The sequence below is a fragment of the Mesorhizobium sp. NPDC059025 genome, assembly GCF_042739655.1.
Lineage (GTDB): Bacteria > Pseudomonadota > Alphaproteobacteria > Rhizobiales > Rhizobiaceae > Mesorhizobium.
The window spans coordinates 734,824-750,487 of sequence record NZ_JBHYIM010000002.1 but is presented as its reverse complement, the minus strand read 5'-3'; the positions used below and the strand labels follow the sequence as shown (position 1 = coordinate 750,487).

Annotated in this window: 15 protein-coding genes; 8 read left to right on the top strand and 7 right to left on the bottom strand. The window is 61.1% G+C overall.

Going from position 1 to position 15,664, the window contains the following annotated elements:
- Positions 1–52: 52 nt before the first annotated feature.
- Positions 53–874, bottom strand: a complete 822-nt coding sequence (locus ACFWYE_RS07910) for a L,D-transpeptidase (RefSeq protein ID WP_379110592.1) — start codon at positions 872–874, stop codon at positions 53–55.
- Between the two features lie 404 nt (positions 875–1,278).
- On the opposite strand from ACFWYE_RS07910, the gene ACFWYE_RS07905 reads away from it, so the two are divergent.
- The 4 genes from ACFWYE_RS07905 to ACFWYE_RS07890 all read left to right on the top strand — a co-directional run bounded on the left by ACFWYE_RS07905 (position 1,279) and on the right by ACFWYE_RS07890 (position 4,552).
- Positions 1,279–2,157: a branched-chain amino acid aminotransferase gene (locus ACFWYE_RS07905; protein WP_129410515.1), complete on the top strand. Its 879-nt coding sequence runs from the start codon at positions 1,279–1,281 to the stop codon at positions 2,155–2,157.
- Positions 2,158–2,369: 212 nt separating this feature from the next.
- A complete protein-coding gene (locus ACFWYE_RS07900) occupies positions 2,370–2,966 on the top strand; it encodes a superoxide dismutase (protein ID WP_129410514.1) in 597 nt (198 codons plus the stop codon).
- 202 nt (positions 2,967–3,168) lie between these two features.
- The gene (locus tag ACFWYE_RS07895; RefSeq protein WP_379110590.1) at positions 3,169–3,606 is read left to right on the top strand and encodes a c-type cytochrome; all 438 of its coding nucleotides are present in this window, start codon (positions 3,169–3,171) and stop codon (positions 3,604–3,606) included.
- 16 nt (positions 3,607–3,622) lie between these two features.
- Positions 3,623–4,552, top strand: coding sequence for a c-type cytochrome (locus ACFWYE_RS07890; RefSeq protein ID WP_379110648.1), 930 nt, complete (start codon positions 3,623–3,625; stop codon positions 4,550–4,552).
- 81 nt (positions 4,553–4,633) lie between these two features.
- Here ACFWYE_RS07890 and ACFWYE_RS07885 read toward each other — a convergent pair whose 3' ends face one another.
- The 3 genes from ACFWYE_RS07885 to ACFWYE_RS07875 are packed head-to-tail and all read right to left on the bottom strand — an operon-like array spanning position 4,634 to position 9,043.
- Positions 4,634–5,848: an MFS transporter gene (locus ACFWYE_RS07885; protein ID WP_379110589.1), complete on the bottom strand. Its 1,215-nt coding sequence runs from the start codon at positions 5,846–5,848 to the stop codon at positions 4,634–4,636.
- Between the two features lie 59 nt (positions 5,849–5,907).
- Positions 5,908–6,894, bottom strand: a complete 987-nt coding sequence (locus ACFWYE_RS07880) for an AraC family transcriptional regulator (RefSeq protein ID WP_379110587.1) — start codon at positions 6,892–6,894, stop codon at positions 5,908–5,910.
- A gap of 43 nt (positions 6,895–6,937) precedes the next feature.
- Positions 6,938–9,043 carry a S9 family peptidase gene (locus tag ACFWYE_RS07875; protein WP_379110585.1) on the bottom strand — a complete coding sequence of 702 codons (2,106 nt, stop codon included), beginning with the start codon at positions 9,041–9,043 and terminating at the stop codon, positions 6,938–6,940.
- Between the two features lie 401 nt (positions 9,044–9,444).
- On the opposite strand from ACFWYE_RS07875, the gene ACFWYE_RS07870 reads away from it, so the two are divergent.
- Positions 9,445–9,870: a MucR family transcriptional regulator gene (locus ACFWYE_RS07870; RefSeq protein ID WP_054308879.1), complete on the top strand. Its 426-nt coding sequence runs from the start codon at positions 9,445–9,447 to the stop codon at positions 9,868–9,870.
- Positions 9,871–10,027: 157 nt separating this feature from the next.
- Here ACFWYE_RS07870 and ACFWYE_RS07865 read toward each other — a convergent pair whose 3' ends face one another.
- Together ACFWYE_RS07865 and ACFWYE_RS07860 are read right to left on the bottom strand one after the other, a co-directional pair.
- The gene (locus ACFWYE_RS07865; RefSeq protein WP_379061297.1) at positions 10,028–10,456 is read right to left on the bottom strand and encodes a SufE family protein; all 429 of its coding nucleotides are present in this window, start codon (positions 10,454–10,456) and stop codon (positions 10,028–10,030) included.
- Positions 10,457–10,591: 135 nt separating this feature from the next.
- On the bottom strand, positions 10,592–10,963 hold the full coding sequence (locus tag ACFWYE_RS07860; RefSeq protein WP_379061295.1) for a DUF5330 domain-containing protein: 372 nt from the start codon (positions 10,961–10,963) through the stop codon (positions 10,592–10,594).
- 553 nt (positions 10,964–11,516) lie between these two features.
- Here ACFWYE_RS07860 and ACFWYE_RS07855 point away from each other — a divergent pair.
- The 3 genes from ACFWYE_RS07855 (at position 11,517) to ACFWYE_RS07845 (ending at position 14,433) form a co-directional block, all read left to right on the top strand.
- Positions 11,517–13,202: a sensor histidine kinase gene (locus ACFWYE_RS07855; protein ID WP_379110647.1), complete on the top strand. Its 1,686-nt coding sequence runs from the start codon at positions 11,517–11,519 to the stop codon at positions 13,200–13,202.
- Positions 13,177–13,992, top strand: coding sequence for a peptidoglycan-binding protein (locus ACFWYE_RS07850; protein WP_379110583.1), 816 nt, complete (start codon positions 13,177–13,179; stop codon positions 13,990–13,992). The genes ACFWYE_RS07855 and ACFWYE_RS07850 overlap by 26 nt, the downstream gene beginning before the upstream one ends.
- Before the next feature lie 93 nt (positions 13,993–14,085).
- Positions 14,086–14,433 (top strand): DUF1491 family protein, encoded by a 348-nt coding sequence (locus tag ACFWYE_RS07845; protein WP_379061291.1) that lies wholly within the window; start codon positions 14,086–14,088, stop codon positions 14,431–14,433.
- On the opposite strand, the gene ACFWYE_RS07840 is transcribed toward ACFWYE_RS07845, so the two are convergent.
- Positions 14,420–15,361: a hypothetical protein gene (locus ACFWYE_RS07840; protein ID WP_379110582.1), complete on the bottom strand. Its 942-nt coding sequence runs from the start codon at positions 15,359–15,361 to the stop codon at positions 14,420–14,422. The two genes, ACFWYE_RS07845 and ACFWYE_RS07840, sit on opposite strands and share 14 nt — an antisense overlap.
- Between the last annotated feature and the right edge of the window lie 303 nt (positions 15,362–15,664).

Genomic DNA, 15,664 nt, shown 5'->3' with positions numbered 1-15,664 from the left:
GCCACCCGATGGGATGACGGCTGTCTCAAGAAGTTGGTCCTGGTTGTTTCTGCTAGAACCACGAACGGCCGGCAGGGCCGATAAGGCGTGCTTCGGGCACGCCTTCGTCGATCGGAATGCCTTGTTCGTCGGGGGCTGTTGGCGCGACGGGGCGTCCGGCGACGTCGGTGACGATCACCTTGGCACCGTTCTTGACCCGGTCGTAGAGGTCGATGACGTCCTGGTTCATCAGGCGCACGCAGCCTGATGAGACGGACTTGCCAATGGAACTCCATTCCGGCGAACCGTGCAGGCGGTAGAGCGTGTCTTCGCCATTCTGGAAGAGGTAGAGCGCGCGCGCGCCAAGTGGGTTCTTCAGGCCGGGCGGCATGCCGCCATTGTCGGCGCTGAACTTTCTGAGCTCCGGCTGCCGCTGGATCATTTCCTCGGGCGGCGTCCACTTCGGCCATTTGCGCTTCCACTGCATGACCGCGCTTCCCGACCAGGCAAAGCCAGCCCGGCCGAGGCCGACGCCGTAGCGCAATGCGCGGCCGCCCGGCAGCACGACATAGAGGAAGTGCGTCGAGGTCTCGACGACCACGGTGCCTGGCTTCTCGCCCGTAGGATCGGGAACAACCTGGCGCAGGAACTGCTGGTCGATCTTGCGGTAGGGGATGGCAGGGATTTCGTAATTCTCGTCCACGACCGGGCCGTACATGACTGCATATTCCGGCAGTACCGGATCCGGCGGCGGAGGAGGGGCCACTGGGGTAACGGGTGGTGGCTCCTGGGAAACGGTGGTGCAGGCGGCGAGCGCCATCGATGCGGCACCGACCAGGGCGGTATTCAGAAACCCGCGACGGGTCATCGGGAGGGCAACTGGCGTCTTGATCATGATGGCCTTGGAATAGTTCGATATGTCGAAGAAAGCGTGAACGGGCCAGAGCCCCGAAAGGTTGCTTCCTTTTCAGTTGGGCGCGATAGGCGTTTCTGAATCGGGCGGCAAGGTGGACAAAAAGGGGCGAGGCGGTGACAGGCGGCCGACTGTTGCCGATCGGCAACGCCATTTTGAGGTGGACACGCGGATTCGCGGCGGTCTTGAACGCGCTACGGCTTGCGTGGCCTGCTTTTGGTGGCCGAACGCAACCATCCGATCACATCTGCGTGACGATATCTGCGGAAGCACGATGGCCGCTCCGCCAGACTGGCCTCACCAAATTTGACCGATGCCGGTTGACGGGGTCGTGACCGCGCGCCCAATGTCCGCAGCCTTATCGCGGCAAGAAGCGGGACATGACGATGACTTTGGCAACGGCAGCACTTTCAACCACCTGGACCTACGTCGATGGCGACTGGCATGAAGGCAATGTTGCACTTGTCGGCCCGCGCAGCCACGTGTTCTGGCTGGCATCCAGTGTGTTCGACGGCGCGCGCTGGTTCGAGGGCGTCGCGCCGGACCTTGATCGGCATGCTGCCCGCGTCAACGCATCGGCTGTTTCGCTCGGCCTGGAGCCGACCAAGACGCCGGAGGAGATCATCGGCCTCACCTGGGATGGGCTGAAGAAGTTCGACGGCAAGACGGCTGTCTACATCCGGCCGATGTATTGGGCCGAACACGGCGGCTACATGGGGGTGCCGGCCGACCCGGCATCGACACGGTTCTGCCTCTGTCTCTATGAAGCGCCGATGTTGCCACCAGCCGGATTTTCGATCGGCGTGTCGTCGTTCAGGCGCCCGTCGCTAGAAACGATGCCAACGGATGCCAAGGCTGGCTGCCTCTATCCCAACAATGGTCGCTCGATCCTTGAAGCCAAGGCGCGCGGTTTCGACAACGCGCTGGTACTGGACATGCTGGGCAACGTGGCCGAGACCGGTTCGTCCAATGTCTTCATGGTCAAGGACGGTCATGTCTACACCCCGGCTGCCAATGGCACCTTCCTTTCGGGTATCACCCGTGCGCGCACGATCAAGCTGCTCGCCGACTATGGCTTCCGCACCACCGAGAAGACGCTGACGGTGAAGGATTTTCGTGAGGCGGACGAGATTTTCTCGACCGGAAATCACTCGAAGGTGGTGCCGATCACTCGCTTCGAGGACCGCGATCTGCAACCTGGTCCGGTCGCCAAGAAGGCGCGGGAGCTTTACTGGGACTGGGCTCATTCGACACCGGTGCATTGAAGGCTCATGCGCGTCGCGATCTTTCAGCCTCGCGCATTGCGCATCGGGCGTTCGATTTTGCGCGTGTCGTTATCGCAAAACCGCTACACACTTGGGCGCGACATGCTTTAGAAGATGGCCGACGCTTCGTTTTTCGGAGTTGTCGCTGATCGATCCAACCCTATCTTAGTTCGGTATCGACACTGAGTTTTTTGCCACAAGGGAGTTTATCCATGGCTTTCGAATTGCCCGCCCTGCCTTACGATTATGAGGCGCTGCAGCCCTTCATGTCGAAGGAGACGCTGGAGTATCACCACGACAAGCACCACAAGGCCTATGTCGACAACGGCAACAAGCTGGCTGCCGAAGCCGGTCTCGAGAATCTGTCGGTCGAAGAGGTGGTGAAGCAGTCGTTCGGCAAGAATGCCGGTCTGTTTAACAACGCTGCACAGCATTACAATCATATCCACTTCTGGAAGTGGATGAAGAAGGGCGGCGGCGGCAACAAGCTGCCCGGCGCGCTGCAGAAGGCGGTCGACAGCGATCTCGGCGGCTACGACAAGTTCAAGGCCGACTTCATCGCAGCCGGGACCACGCAGTTCGGTTCGGGCTGGGCCTGGGTTTCGGTCAAGAACGGCAAGCTCGAAATCTCCAAGACCCCGAATGGCGAGAACCCGCTCGTACACGGCGCGACCCCGATCCTCGGCGTCGACGTGTGGGAACATTCCTATTACATCGACTACCGCAACGCCCGTCCGAAATATCTCGAGGCTTTCGTCGACAGCCTCATCAACTGGGACTATGTGCTGGAACTCTACGAAAAGGCCTGAAACAGGCTTTTCTGTTCCAGAAAGCCCCGCGAAAGCGGGGCTTTTTATTTTTGAAATCAATGGATTGCGCCGGTTCCTCGCGGGGGTTCCAGGCCGTTCACCGGAAGTTCAGAACGCTGGCGGTGGATATTCGGGAATTTTTACGCCACCTTGGCCGTTGTCCGCAGGCATATGCCTCACTTTCAATCACGGAGCCCACGGAATGAGAAAGCTAGTCCTCGCCATCTCAATGCTCGCCTTCGCCGGTTCGACAGCCTTCGCCGATCCGATCGCCGACCGAGAGGCTTCGATGAAGGAACGCGGCAAGATCGTCGGCGGCCTTTCCAAGGTCGTCAAAGGCGAGGAAGCTTTTGATGCCACGGCCGTGCTGGCACAGCTGAAAACGCTTGAAGCCAATGCCGACAAGTTCGACGTGGCCACCTTGTTCCCGGCAGGCAGCGATCAGGGCAAGACCGAAGCCTCGCCGAAGATCTGGGAAGACATGGCCGGCTTCAAGGCCGCCGAAGACAAGTATCTGGCCGACGTGAAGGCTGCCGTGGCGGCAGCTCCTGCCAATGTCGACGCGCTGAAGGAAAGCTTTGGCAAGGTTGCCGCCAATTGCGGCGCCTGCCACAAGGTCTATCGCCTGAAGAAGAGCTGATCCGGTGCTGGGAAAGATGGCCGGCGCCGTCGTGGCGCTGGCTGCGATTACGGCCGGCATCGGCTGGTGGCTGTCGGAGCCGGTTCGGCTGACAGCCGGCGATGTACTCGAACTTGGCCAAGGCGATGCCGCGCGCGGCAAGCGTATTTTCTATGCTGGCGGCTGCACATCCTGCCACGCCCGGCCGAAGGCGGAAGGAGAGGCCAGGCTTGAACTCGTCGGCGGGCTCGAACTGAAGACGGAGTTCGGCACCTTTGTGGCTCCCAACATCTCGCAGGACAGGACCGATGGTATCGGTGCGTGGTCGATGGAAGACTTCGCCAACGCCATGATGCGGGGGGTCTCGCCAGCGGGCGAGCACCTCTATCCGGCCTTCCCCTACACTTCCTATACCCGCATGAAACTGTCGGACGTGGCCGATCTCTATGCGTACATGAAAACCCTGCCCGCCGTGCCGGGCAAGGCCGCTGCTCCGTCACTCTCCTTTCCCTTCAACATCCGGCGCGGCATCGGTTTGTGGAAGCAGCTCTACCTGGACAGCAGCCCTGTGGTTGCGTTCGCTGCCGAGACCCCGGCCGACGTGCTTGCCGGCCGCTATCTGGTCGAGGGGCCTGGCCACTGCGGCGAATGCCACACCCCTCGCGACGCGTTTGGTGGAGCGAAGAAGGGCGAATGGCTTGCCGGCGCGAAGGCGGCCGAAGGCGGTGGTGTCGTGCCGAACATCACCGGCGGGGAGGGTGGTATCGGTGACTGGTCGGCTGCCGACATCGCCAACTATCTCGAAACCGGCTTCACGCCGGAATTCGATTCAGCTGGCGGCGCCATGGCCGACGTGCAACAGAATATGGCGCAACTAACCCCCGAAGATCGTGCAGCGATCGCTGCTTATCTCAAGACGATCCCGGCGCACAAGAATGGATACCCCGCGGCGAAGCCGCAGGGTTAGAGGCCCTTGATGGCGCTCTCGAGGAAGAGGTTCGCGCCAGCGATTGTCCCGCTACAAAGCTCTGGCGGGGCAGGGCAAGGTTCATCCGCGCGGCTGCAGTAGCGCCAGGACCGCCGTTACCGCAGCGAGAATGGCGGTAAGGGTCAAAGGTCCTGAAGCGCCGTAAGTGTCGACGATATAGCCGCCGACAACCGCGCCTGTGGTGATGGCGACCTGAAAGGAGACGACCATCAGGCTGCCGGAGGCCTCCAGCGCGTCGGGCGCCGCGCGCGACAGATTGGTTGGCAACACGACCGGCGCCATGCCGAAGGCCAAACCCCAAAGCGTGACGAAACCGAAGGCGACGCCAATGTGCGCGCCCCATAGGACCAGTACGAGCGCGGCGAGCCCCATCAGGATCGAGGTGGTAATCAGAGCCATGCGGATGTTGGCGTCCGCCATGCGCCCGCCGGCAACGTTGCCGATCACGGCGGCGATGCCAAATCCAAGCAGTGCCAGCGCGATCGGGCCGGTGCCGAGCAGTGTCACCTTTTCAAGGAAAGGGCGAACATAGACCGAACCCGCGAAATGCCCGGTCATCAGCACGAGGATGGCCAGCATGCCGAACTGGATGCCGCGCCGGCGCGTCAGCCGAAGCACGTCGGCCAGGCTGTTGCTGGCAGCCGCCGGCAAGGTCGGCAGGCTGATGAACTGCAGCAGCATGGCAACCGTGGCGAGCCCCGCTGTCATCGCCATGGCGACACGCCAACCCAGCCAGTCGCTGATCAGAGCGCCGAGCGACGGCGCAGCGATGGTGGCCAGCGAGACGCCGAGGGTGACGATGGCCATGCCCCTGCCAGTGGCGTTAGCGCCAACCAGCCGCGCCACCACCGCGACCGACAGCGCCCAGAAGGCGCTGATCGAGATGCCCAGCCCGGCGCGACCCAGCAGCAGCAGCAAGAAGTCGGTTGCCAGTGCCGAAAGAATGTTGGAGCCGATCGCCAGCGCGCTAAGGCCAATCAGCACCGTCTTGCGGTTCAGTTTGCCGATGAGAACGTTGCTCAGCAGCGCTGCCACGGCACCCACCGAGGCGGTGGCGGTGACGACCTGCCCGGCCGTTCCCTCGCTGATGCCCAGATCGCGCGCCATTGGCGTCAAAAGGCCCGCCGGCAGGAATTCAGCCGACACCAGCGCGAAGCTGGTGGCGGCCATCGATAGAACGGCAAGCCAGGTCGTGGCATTCCAGGACGTTTCGTCCGACGCGTCCGGTTCGATATCTATCGCGGCGCGATCAAGCGATAGGGTTGTATCCGTCATATGAAGGTCTCCAAGGTTTGGAGGTCTTCATAAACAAGCATTGCGGGATGATCTGTATCTTAAAATCCGAATTCCATGTCCATTCGTCCGGAAATTGTGCGTCGCACAACGCCGGGCGAGACGTTGGTGATGCGTTTGAACGCACGCGCGAAGGAGGCTTCCGATTCATAGCCGAGGCGGGCGGCGACTTCGGCGACCGAAAGGTCGCCCTGTCCCAGCAATTCCTTCGCGAGCTGCATGCGCAGGCGAGCCAGATAGTGCGCCGCGCCTTCGCCAAGGACGGCGCTGAAACGCTCCGCGAAAACCGAGCGCGATTGGCCAGCCAGGCCAGCGAGGCTTTCCAGGGTCCAGTTATGACCTGGGTCGCGGTGCATCGCCACAAGCACTCGCCCGATATGGGGGTCGCGAATGGCCGCGAGCCAACCGGTGGTCGAGCTGTCATGGCATTTGACCCAGCAGCGTATCAGCCGGGCGGTAAGCAGGTCGGCCATGCGCGACAATATCGTGGCGCCGCCCATCTTGGGATGGCATGCCTCCTGTGCCATGGCCTCCAGCAGGGGACTGACGATCGGGTCGTTGGCGGCCACGTCGCAGCCTTTGATCATAACGGGCATCAGGCTGATCAGCGGGTGCAGGGCATAGGCTCCCAATGCCATCGAACCGCAAAACAACACGCTGGCGGCGCCTTCGCCTTGCTGCACCACTTCACAGACATTGCCGCCATGCTTGGTCACTTCGCATCTCGTCATGCAGTTGCCGGTAACTTCCGGAGAACTGGCCAGGCGGTGCTCGACACCTTGTGGCAGCAGCACGAGATCGCCCGCGCGCAATTCCTGCCAGCCCTCGGCCTCCGTGTGTACCCAGCACGGCCCGTCGCTGACAAAGTGAAACCGCAGCAAAGGTTGCTGGGGAAAGGTGATGCTCCATGGGTGCCGGAGCTCGCAACGGCCGTAGCTGACGCCGCTCAGCCGAAAATCCTGAAGGATCTGGCTGAGCGCGTCGGTCGGGACAGGCGGCGGCGACGATTTGGACGAATAGTGAAGCATTTGGCTATTCTATGTGCCAGTCGTCCGGGTGGCAAGCCGCACGCTACGAGGTCTGCCTGCCCGTTACTTTCAGCGCGAACGCGTAGTTAAGTGCGACTTCCTCCAGTCGCGAGAAACGACCCGACGCACCGGCATGGCCGGATTCCATATTGATCTTGAACAGAACCGGATTGTCACCGCTTTTCAGCTCACGCAACTTCGCAACCCACTTCGCGGGCTCCCAATAGGTGACGCGAGGATCGGTGAGACCGGCGACGGCCAGAATGGGCGGATAGTCCGCTCCGGTTACCTTGTCGTAGGGCGAATAGGATGCGATCGTCTTGTAATCCGCTTCCGAGGCAATCGGATTGCCCCACTCCGGCCACTCCGGCGGTGTCAGCGGCAGGGTCTCATCGAGCATGGTGGTCAGGACATCGACGAAAGGTACTTCCGCCACGATGCCGCCGAAAGCCTCCGGCGCCATATTGGCGATCGCGCCCATCAGCATGCCGCCGGCTGAACCGCCTTGTGCCACGATCCGGTCGTGGCGGGTGTAGCGTTCGGCAACCAGATGGCGGGAAACCGCGATGAAATCCTTGAACGTGTTGGTCTTCCTGGCTCGTTTGCCATCTTCATACCAGGCGTACCCCTTGTCCTTGCCGCCACGGATATGGGCAATCGCATAGACGAAGCCGCGGTCGACCAGCGAGAGGCAGTTGGTGTTGAACGAGGCCGGGATGGCAATGCCGTAGGAGCCATAGCCGTAAAGCAGGCAGGGTGCCGAGCCGTCGATCGCGGTGTCGCGATGATGAATCAGCGACACCGGGACCAGTTCGCCATCATGAGATGGCGCCATGAGTCGGCGTGTAACGTAATGGCTGGCGTCATGGCCTGATGGCACCTCCTGTGTTTTCAGGAGTGTGCGCTGGCGCGTACGCATATCGTAGTCGAACACCTGGGCCGGCGTCGTCATCGACGAATAGGAAAACCGCACGACGTCGGTGTCATATTCGTAGGAACCCGACAGGCCGAGCGAGAATGCCTCTTCAGCGAATGAAATCAGGTGTTCCTCGCCGCCCGCCCGCTCGCGCACGACGATGCGCGGTAGTCCGTCTTTGCGCTCGAGCCGCACCAGAAAATCCTTGAAGCCGATGACGGAGAGGATCAGCCGTCCCGGTTCATGTGGGACGATTTCCTGCCAGTTGGCCCTGACCGGATCGTGTGCGGGAGCCGCCATGACTTTGAAGTCCTTGGCACCATCGGCATTGGTCAGGATGAAGAAGACGTCGCCGCCTTCCTCAAGGTCGTACTGCAGCCCGGTTTCGCGGGCGGCCACAAGCTTTGGCTCAGCCGTCGGGTCGTTGGCGGGCAGCAGCCTGTATTCGGATGTCTCATGATCATTGATACCGATCATGATCCAGTCGTTGCTGCGCGTTCCACCGACATTCATGAAGAAACCGGGGTCCTGTTCTTCGTAGACCAGGCGGTCTTCCCGTTCGTGACTGCCGATTGCGTGGTAGAAAGTCTTGGAGGGACGATGGTTGGCATCCAGCCTTGTATAGAAGAATCCGCTATTGTCCCGTGACCAGACCCCGCTGCCCCCTGTATCCGTGATCCGGTCGGCCAGGTCCCTGCCCGTGGCAATGTCGCGCACCAGCAGGGTGTGGAACTCCGAGCCCTTGTCGTCGAATGACCACAGCAGCTTGTTGTGGTCCGACGAGTGATCGACGCCGCCGAGACGGAAATAGGCTTTGCCCTCGGCTTCAAGGTCACCGTCGAGCAGGATCTGCTGTTCGCCTCCTTCTCTGGGCATGCGGAAGTAGCGCGGCTGCTCACCGCCAAGCTTGAAGGAGGAGCCATAGGCAAACGGCCCGTCCTTCATCGGGACGGAGGAATCGTCTTCCTTGATACGTCCCTTCATCTCGGCAAAGAGCGCTTTCTGCAGCTCGGCCGTGTCCGCCATCAGCGCTGACTGATAGGAGTTCTCCGCCTCCAGATGGGCCCGAATCTCCGGATCAAGCAGCGCAGGATCCTTGAAGACTTCCTGCCAGTTGTCCGCTCTCAGCCAGGCATAGTCGTCGGTTCGGGTGATGCCGTGGTGGGTGTCGGATTGGGATTGCTTTTTCGCCCGCGGCGCCTCGGCCGATGGGAAGATCGCTTTTCGGGTCATCCATATCTCGTGCTGTAGAATCCTAGGCCTGACTGAACACGTTGGCCGCGTTGCGTTCAAGAGGCTTCCGTGGGGATGGGGGAGAGCTGTTTGGCGTCGTGAACAGCAGCCGCTGGAAGAACCTTCCGTCGACACCTTCGAAATATTTCAAGAAATTCTGCAGGAGTGTCGTTGATTAGGACGCTGGGAGAGCTCGATACGTGTACATAGTACGAAAAATATCCATTCGTCCAAGAATATTTTCTTGTTTAGTATTAATATAGTCGGTCACTGAATTGACTTACTTGCCCATCAAGTCCATTAAGGCTGCGTGACACGACTCATGGGCGCGCCCTGTTGAGAATCGTGCGACGCCCTCTGAAGAATGGGCAAGACTTAACTCTCGTTGGGACCAGAACGATATGGATATTGCGGAAACGCCTCCTAGAAATAGCGATATGCTGATCGAACTCACCGCGGACGTCGTTGCAGCCTATGTCAGCAACAATCCCGTTCCTGTCGGTGAATTGCCTAATCTGATCGCGGACGTTCACGCTGCCCTGGGCAGGGTGGGTGGAACTGTGGAACAGCCGCCTGCTGACAAGCAGAAGCCGGCCGTCAACCCGAAGCGTTCGGTTCATGACGAATACATCGTCTGCCTTGAGGACGGTAAGAAGTTCAAGTCGCTCAAGCGTCATTTGATGACCCACTATGGGCTCACTCCGGATCAGTATCGCGAGAAGTGGGGTCTTGATGCCAGCTACCCGATGGTGGCGCCGAATTATGCCGCTGCCCGCTCGCAGCTTGCAAAGAAGATGGGCTTGGGTCGCAAGCGCAAGGGGCGCTGAATCCAGCAGTCACACCTGTCGTATCTCGTCGAGTATACTTCAGGTATAGTGTTGAGCGGCGCCTTCGGGCGCCGTTTTTCTTTTATTGCTTACTCGTATCGATCGCCATTGCAAGGGCCGCGATTGCGGATTGCTGATCCGCTGATCCGCGGAAAACTCAGGCTGCCTGCGTCAGTGCCGCTTCGGCGTCATGCTTGATGCGCTTGACCATCGAGCGCAATCCATTAGCCCGCTGCGGCGAAAGATGTTCGTCCAGTCCCAGCGTTTTGAGTGTGGCTTCCGCGTCGGTCTTGAGGATCTCGCTGGAGGGACGGCCCGAAAACAGCGCCAGCATGATTGCGACCAGTCCACGTACGATGTGCGCGTCGGAATCGCCCTGGAACGTCAGGACGGGATCCGTGTCGCCGTTGCGTTCGGTCGTCAGCCATACCTGACTGACGCATCCCGGAACCTTGTTGGCGGGTACGCGTGCACTTTCCGGGAATTCAGCCAGCGACTCGCCCAACTCGATCACGTAGCGATAGCGATCCTCCCACTCGTCGAGCAGGGAGAAGTCGTCGCGGATGGCGTCGATCTTTGTGGTCATGCAGGCGATATAGTCACGACGCTCGACACAGTCACGGAAAAAGAAAAACCGCAGGCGCCGAGAGGGTGGCAGCCTGCGGTGATGCCGGAGGTCGGCAAGGGAAAATCAAGGCGCAGAATGTGAGGCGGATGGTGATCAGCTGTTTGGGTCTGGACGGGCCGACGGCGTCGGGATGACGCTGCCGGTAATGGTGGCCTGATCGGTGGCAGGAACGGTTTCAGCCGGCCGCGCGACCTGTTCGGCAGGCTGCTGATCGAGCATGTCAGCGGCAATGCGGGCGGTTTCCTGGGCACGCACGCCAATCGTGTGCATGGCAGCCTTGCCGGTTTCGCAGACATCAGGCTTGCGTTCGCACATACCGGCAATGTCGCCAACGGCGTCGCGTGCGGCCAGCAGTGCCTGGATTGGATTGACGCTCTCACGGCCTTGTTCGCCGGAGCCGATGCCGAAAGGCAGCGCGAGCAGCACCAGGGAGAACCAGAACGCGGCTCTGAGCAGGAAGAACATGATATGACCCTCTCTCGTTGTGACCGGGCCGCGCATTCTTGTGCCGCAGCCTCGTTGTTGAGAGTGATCCTGGCACAGTCGCACAAAGGACGACTTGCAGACCAGCAGAGAATTTTCTTCAAATTTTAGACGACCGGGTAAGGAACGGTTTTTGATTTAGGCAATGCTAAATTGATGGCGATTCCATTAGGTTGGAAGTAACCATCTAACTATTTGTCTTTTATGGATTTTTTCCATCAGGTTTGTAGCCGGCGTGAAAACGGGCATCCAAGCCGCGAGCTGACCCGGCTAACCCTGCGTTTACCATGACGGTAATCGCCTGGGCATCGGGGCGGTTCGGTGCCGATATTCGCCGTCAAGGTGTCGTTGTCAGGCTTCGTTTTATTCATTCCTTAAATGCTGGGTGCGAGTTTCAAACCAACCAAAAGTGATCTGCGAAGCAGACAGTTGAGAGTGCGTTGCGTTGAATTCGATTGCGACCCGATACGCTGACTTGCCCGACGCCGTGGCCGCTGGCTGCGAGCGTCTCGTGCACGCGTCCGTGATCGATCCAATGGCGCGCCGCATGCAGCGTCGCTTCGTCGGCCTTATGCTTGCGGCGCCATTCCTGGCTGCGAGCATGGCGGTGGTGCTGGTCACGGCAAGACTGGGTGCCGGCGTGACGGTGGCCACGATCTTTGCGATCTTCGGACTCTCCTGGTTCCTGGCGTTACTGGTGGCTGCAACGGGTCGGCTCATGCCGACTGCAGGCGCATCACTCGGCGTTGCATCCATTGGTTTGGCTGGTTTGATTGCGGCTGGAGGCGGGCTAGCCTCGCCGCTGCTGGCCCTGGTCTTGGCTCTTCCGGTGGAAGCTTTCTATGTTGGTGGCCGCCGCCGCTCGGTGGGCCTAGGTGTCATCGCCGCCACTGCGGCGGTCATCCTCCAGTTTGCGCTGACGCCTCTGCTGCCCGTGGAAGCACCCGCCGCCTGGCATTGGCTGTTCCCGGTCGCCTGGGGGCTTACCCTGCTACCGCGCATGCGTGGGCTGGCGCTGATTTCGGACGCGCCGGCGCAGGAGCAGGCGCGTCTCGAGGATGTCATCGATGCGGTCGTGTTGCGCATAGGCCTGAACGGTGACGTGGCGGACGCATCTTCCCAGTCGCGCGTCCTGCTGAAGCTTGCACCGGAGCTGCTTTCCGGTACCTGCCTGTTTGACCGGATCCACCTGGCAGATCGCGTTGCCTACCTGTCTGCGCTGGCTGACATGCGCGAAGGTGCTGCGCTGCGTCGCGTCGAGTTGCGCATACGTTTGCCGAAGGGGGACGCCACCGATCTCGGTGCCAACCACAGGCCATTCCTGCTTGAGTTGATGCGCGGGGGCGACGACCTCGTTGCGCTGCTGCGCGCCAATGACGAGACGGTCGACCTGCGGGAAACACTTGATGTCGCGCGGGAATCCGCTGCAGGCGCCGATGTCGCCAAGGGCCGTTTCCTTGCTGCCGTCAGCCACGAGCTGCGCACGCCGCTCAACGCGATCATCGGCTTCTCCGACATGCTGCTCAACGAGATATTTGGTGGCTTCAAGGATCCGCGCCAGAAGGAGTACGTAGAGCTGGTCCGTGATTCCGGCCAGCATCTGTTGGCTGTGGTCACCTCGATCCTCGACGTCTCGCGTATCGAATCGGGCGCATATTCAGCGCAGCCGGAGCCTTTCCGTTTCGTCGATGCCGTCGAGATGTGCCAATCCATGATGCGCATCCAGGCTGAGACAAAGCATATCACGCTGACCACGCAGATTCCGGTCGACGCCGGCGAGATCAATGCCGATCGCCGCGCCGTGCAGCAGATCCTGATCAACCTGACCTCCAATGCCATCAAGTTCACGCCGGACGGCGGTGCCGTGTCTATCGGTGCCCGCCGCCTTGGTTCGCGGCTGCATTTCTGGGTGAGTGACACCGGCATCGGCATCGCCGAGGCCGACCTCTGCAATCTCGGCAAGCCGTTCATGCAGATCCAGAACGACTATACCCGTCGCTTCGAAGGTACCGGGCTTGGGCTGTCCCTGGTCAAGGGATTGGTCAGCCTGCATGACGGCACGATGTCGATCGAAAGCGCGCCGGGTGAGGGCACCAAGGTGACGATCAGCCTGCCGGTGGATGGGCCGAAGGGTGGTGCTGCCAAGCCGACAGTTCTGCCGCTTTCGCAGCCACGGAACGAAAAGGAGGCCGGCCTTGGCCCGCTCCGCAAAACAGCCTAGGAAGGGAGCGCGAGCCAAGCAGCGCCCTGGCATGCTGCAGGCTGGGACCGCGGCGCTGGGTGAAGCGATCGCCAACAATCCTGTTCTGGTGGGCGGCTCGACGGCTTTCCTGGTGACGCTGTTTTACGTCTCGGCCAATGCGCTCTGGTACCAGCCCGGCCTGCACGCGGGTGCCTTCTTTGCCACCCGCGGCTATCAGCATTTTCCGGTGCCGGCACAGGTGGAGCCGGAAACCACGATCAACATCGAACGCCCCGAGCCGCAGGCGTCCGCGGCACAGGGCACGACTTCTCCGGTAGCTGTCATCGCCAAAAGCGACCCGATCGTGCAGCGCGTGCAGGGCGTGTTGAAGGATATCGGCTATTACGATGGCACAGTCGATGGTTTGACCGGGCCTGCGACGCGCAAGGCGATCGAGGCCTACCGACAGAAAATGGGCTTGCCGGTTTCCGGTAACATCGATGAGGCGCTGCTCGATCAGCTTGGCATCGCAGGCACCACCGCGTCCGTCGTGCCGCAGCCCGCGCCGCGTGACGACGTGGCCGGGATCATTGGTAATCAACCCGGTTCAGTTCCGGTGCCCAGCCAGCAGAAGCTTGACGCGCGGATCGTGAAAATCCAGGCCGGCCTGCGCGCCTTTGGCAACAACGACATCAAGACGGATGGGGTCATCGGGGGGCGCACGAAGGCTGCCATCCGCGAGTTCCAGTCGCTGTTCGGCCTGCCCGAAACCGGCGAGCCGGATGAGGCGGTGTACGCGAAGATGCGTGAGATCGGCCTGACGAACTAGGGTTTTCCTCGCTGGACAGCAGCGTACGCCCTGCTACAGCAATCAATTCATGACAAGCAAGATACACTGCGGCCTTCCATGCGGAGACCGAGCATGCGCGTAACCACCGATCTCTGGGTCTCGGCGATGGTGCGGCGGGTCTTTTCGTCGAGCGGCTTCGCGGCTGTCATCCAGCGTGGTGCGACCGAGGCTGGCGCCGTCTTTGTGTTGACGCGCGATCGCTTCGGCGAAGTAACGCTGTTTGGTCCAGCCCCTCAGACCAGCTACGACGAAGCCAGACCAGACGAGCGGCTGTTCGGCAGGCTCGAAACGACGCTGGACGAAGATGCCATCAACACCAGATTGGAACGGGAACGAAAATTCGATCCCGACATCTGGGTGGTCGAGGTCGAGCCAGGCTCGGTTCCGATCGAGGAACTGATCGCGATCAGGACTTCTTGAAACCCTTGCCGAATTTCGGCTGTGCAACGACGGGTTTGTCGGAGTTTGCCGTCGTCTGCCTTGCATCGCGCAGTCCGGGGGACATTGCCTCGAGCTGCCATTGGCTGAGCTGGTTGCGAGCGACCTCTGGGGGAAGCAGCCGGTAGCGGTCCAGGAACAGGCGGATCGCCTGGGGATGCGGGAACTGTTGCGGAAGGACGGCGACGGCGATCAGGAAAGCATGGTCCTCGCCAAGCTCAAGCATCCGCAGTGCCGAGAGCAGCCGTGTGTAGTCGTTGGCCGTGACGATGGAATGGGCTGTGGCGAAGTCGATCCGCAGCGCATCGGCCAGCGCGGTCTGGAAAAAGGCCAGATTGCCACTGAGCGCGGTCTCGCGCAATTTCGAGTAGGGCGTCGTGTCGCGCGCCGCGGATGTGCCGCGGGTTTCCGCCATGATCGCGCGCAGCCGATGACGGACGCCTTCCGCGGCCTCGCCAGGTTCTGTGGTAGCGCGATAATTGACTTTGGGGCTGGCGTCTTCGGTAGGCTGAGCTACGGCCAGTTTGGGCCTTTCCAGAGCGCGGATCAGGTGGGCGATGGCGGGATTGAGATCCTTGCGACGGCCGATCGCCCGCGCGTGCGGCAGCCCATGCCGACCTATCAAGGCAATGAGATCGACATCGCCGAGCACCGCCGATCGGATCAGCAGAGGTGCGGCGACGTCGACCTTGCATTCGGCCAGACGCAACACCAGTTGTCGCGGCGCATATTCGGTTTCTGACAGCGCGGCTGCGCCAAAGCGCAGTGCTTCATCGGGGACGTCGTCGAAGAGCGGCAGCGCAAGATCTTCCAGTTGCGCGATCTCGCGTCGAGAGGGACGCGGCAATGAACAGAACGCTGAGATGGCGGCGCGAAACAGCCGTTCGGCCTTTCGCGTTTCGGTCCGCATAGCGATTTGCCGGAAATCGGAAGAAGACACGGGTTACGCCTGTACAATTCACACCAGTCGCCCTCGCTTGCGCCGAAACCGAGCCGGCCGCGAAACGCGCGAACAATCTTCAAATTAGCGACGATCTGTTAGCGCTACGTTAACCCTCTGAGAGCCTAATCACAGAAGGAGGCGTTGCGTTTGTGCTCTGGGTACAACCTGAGAGGAATGCGCGAACCATGGGACAGGTTCTGTCTTTTACGCCGCGGAACGCGGCACCAAACAGACTTCCACGCAGCGTTGATACGGCGGCTGCCGTGATTA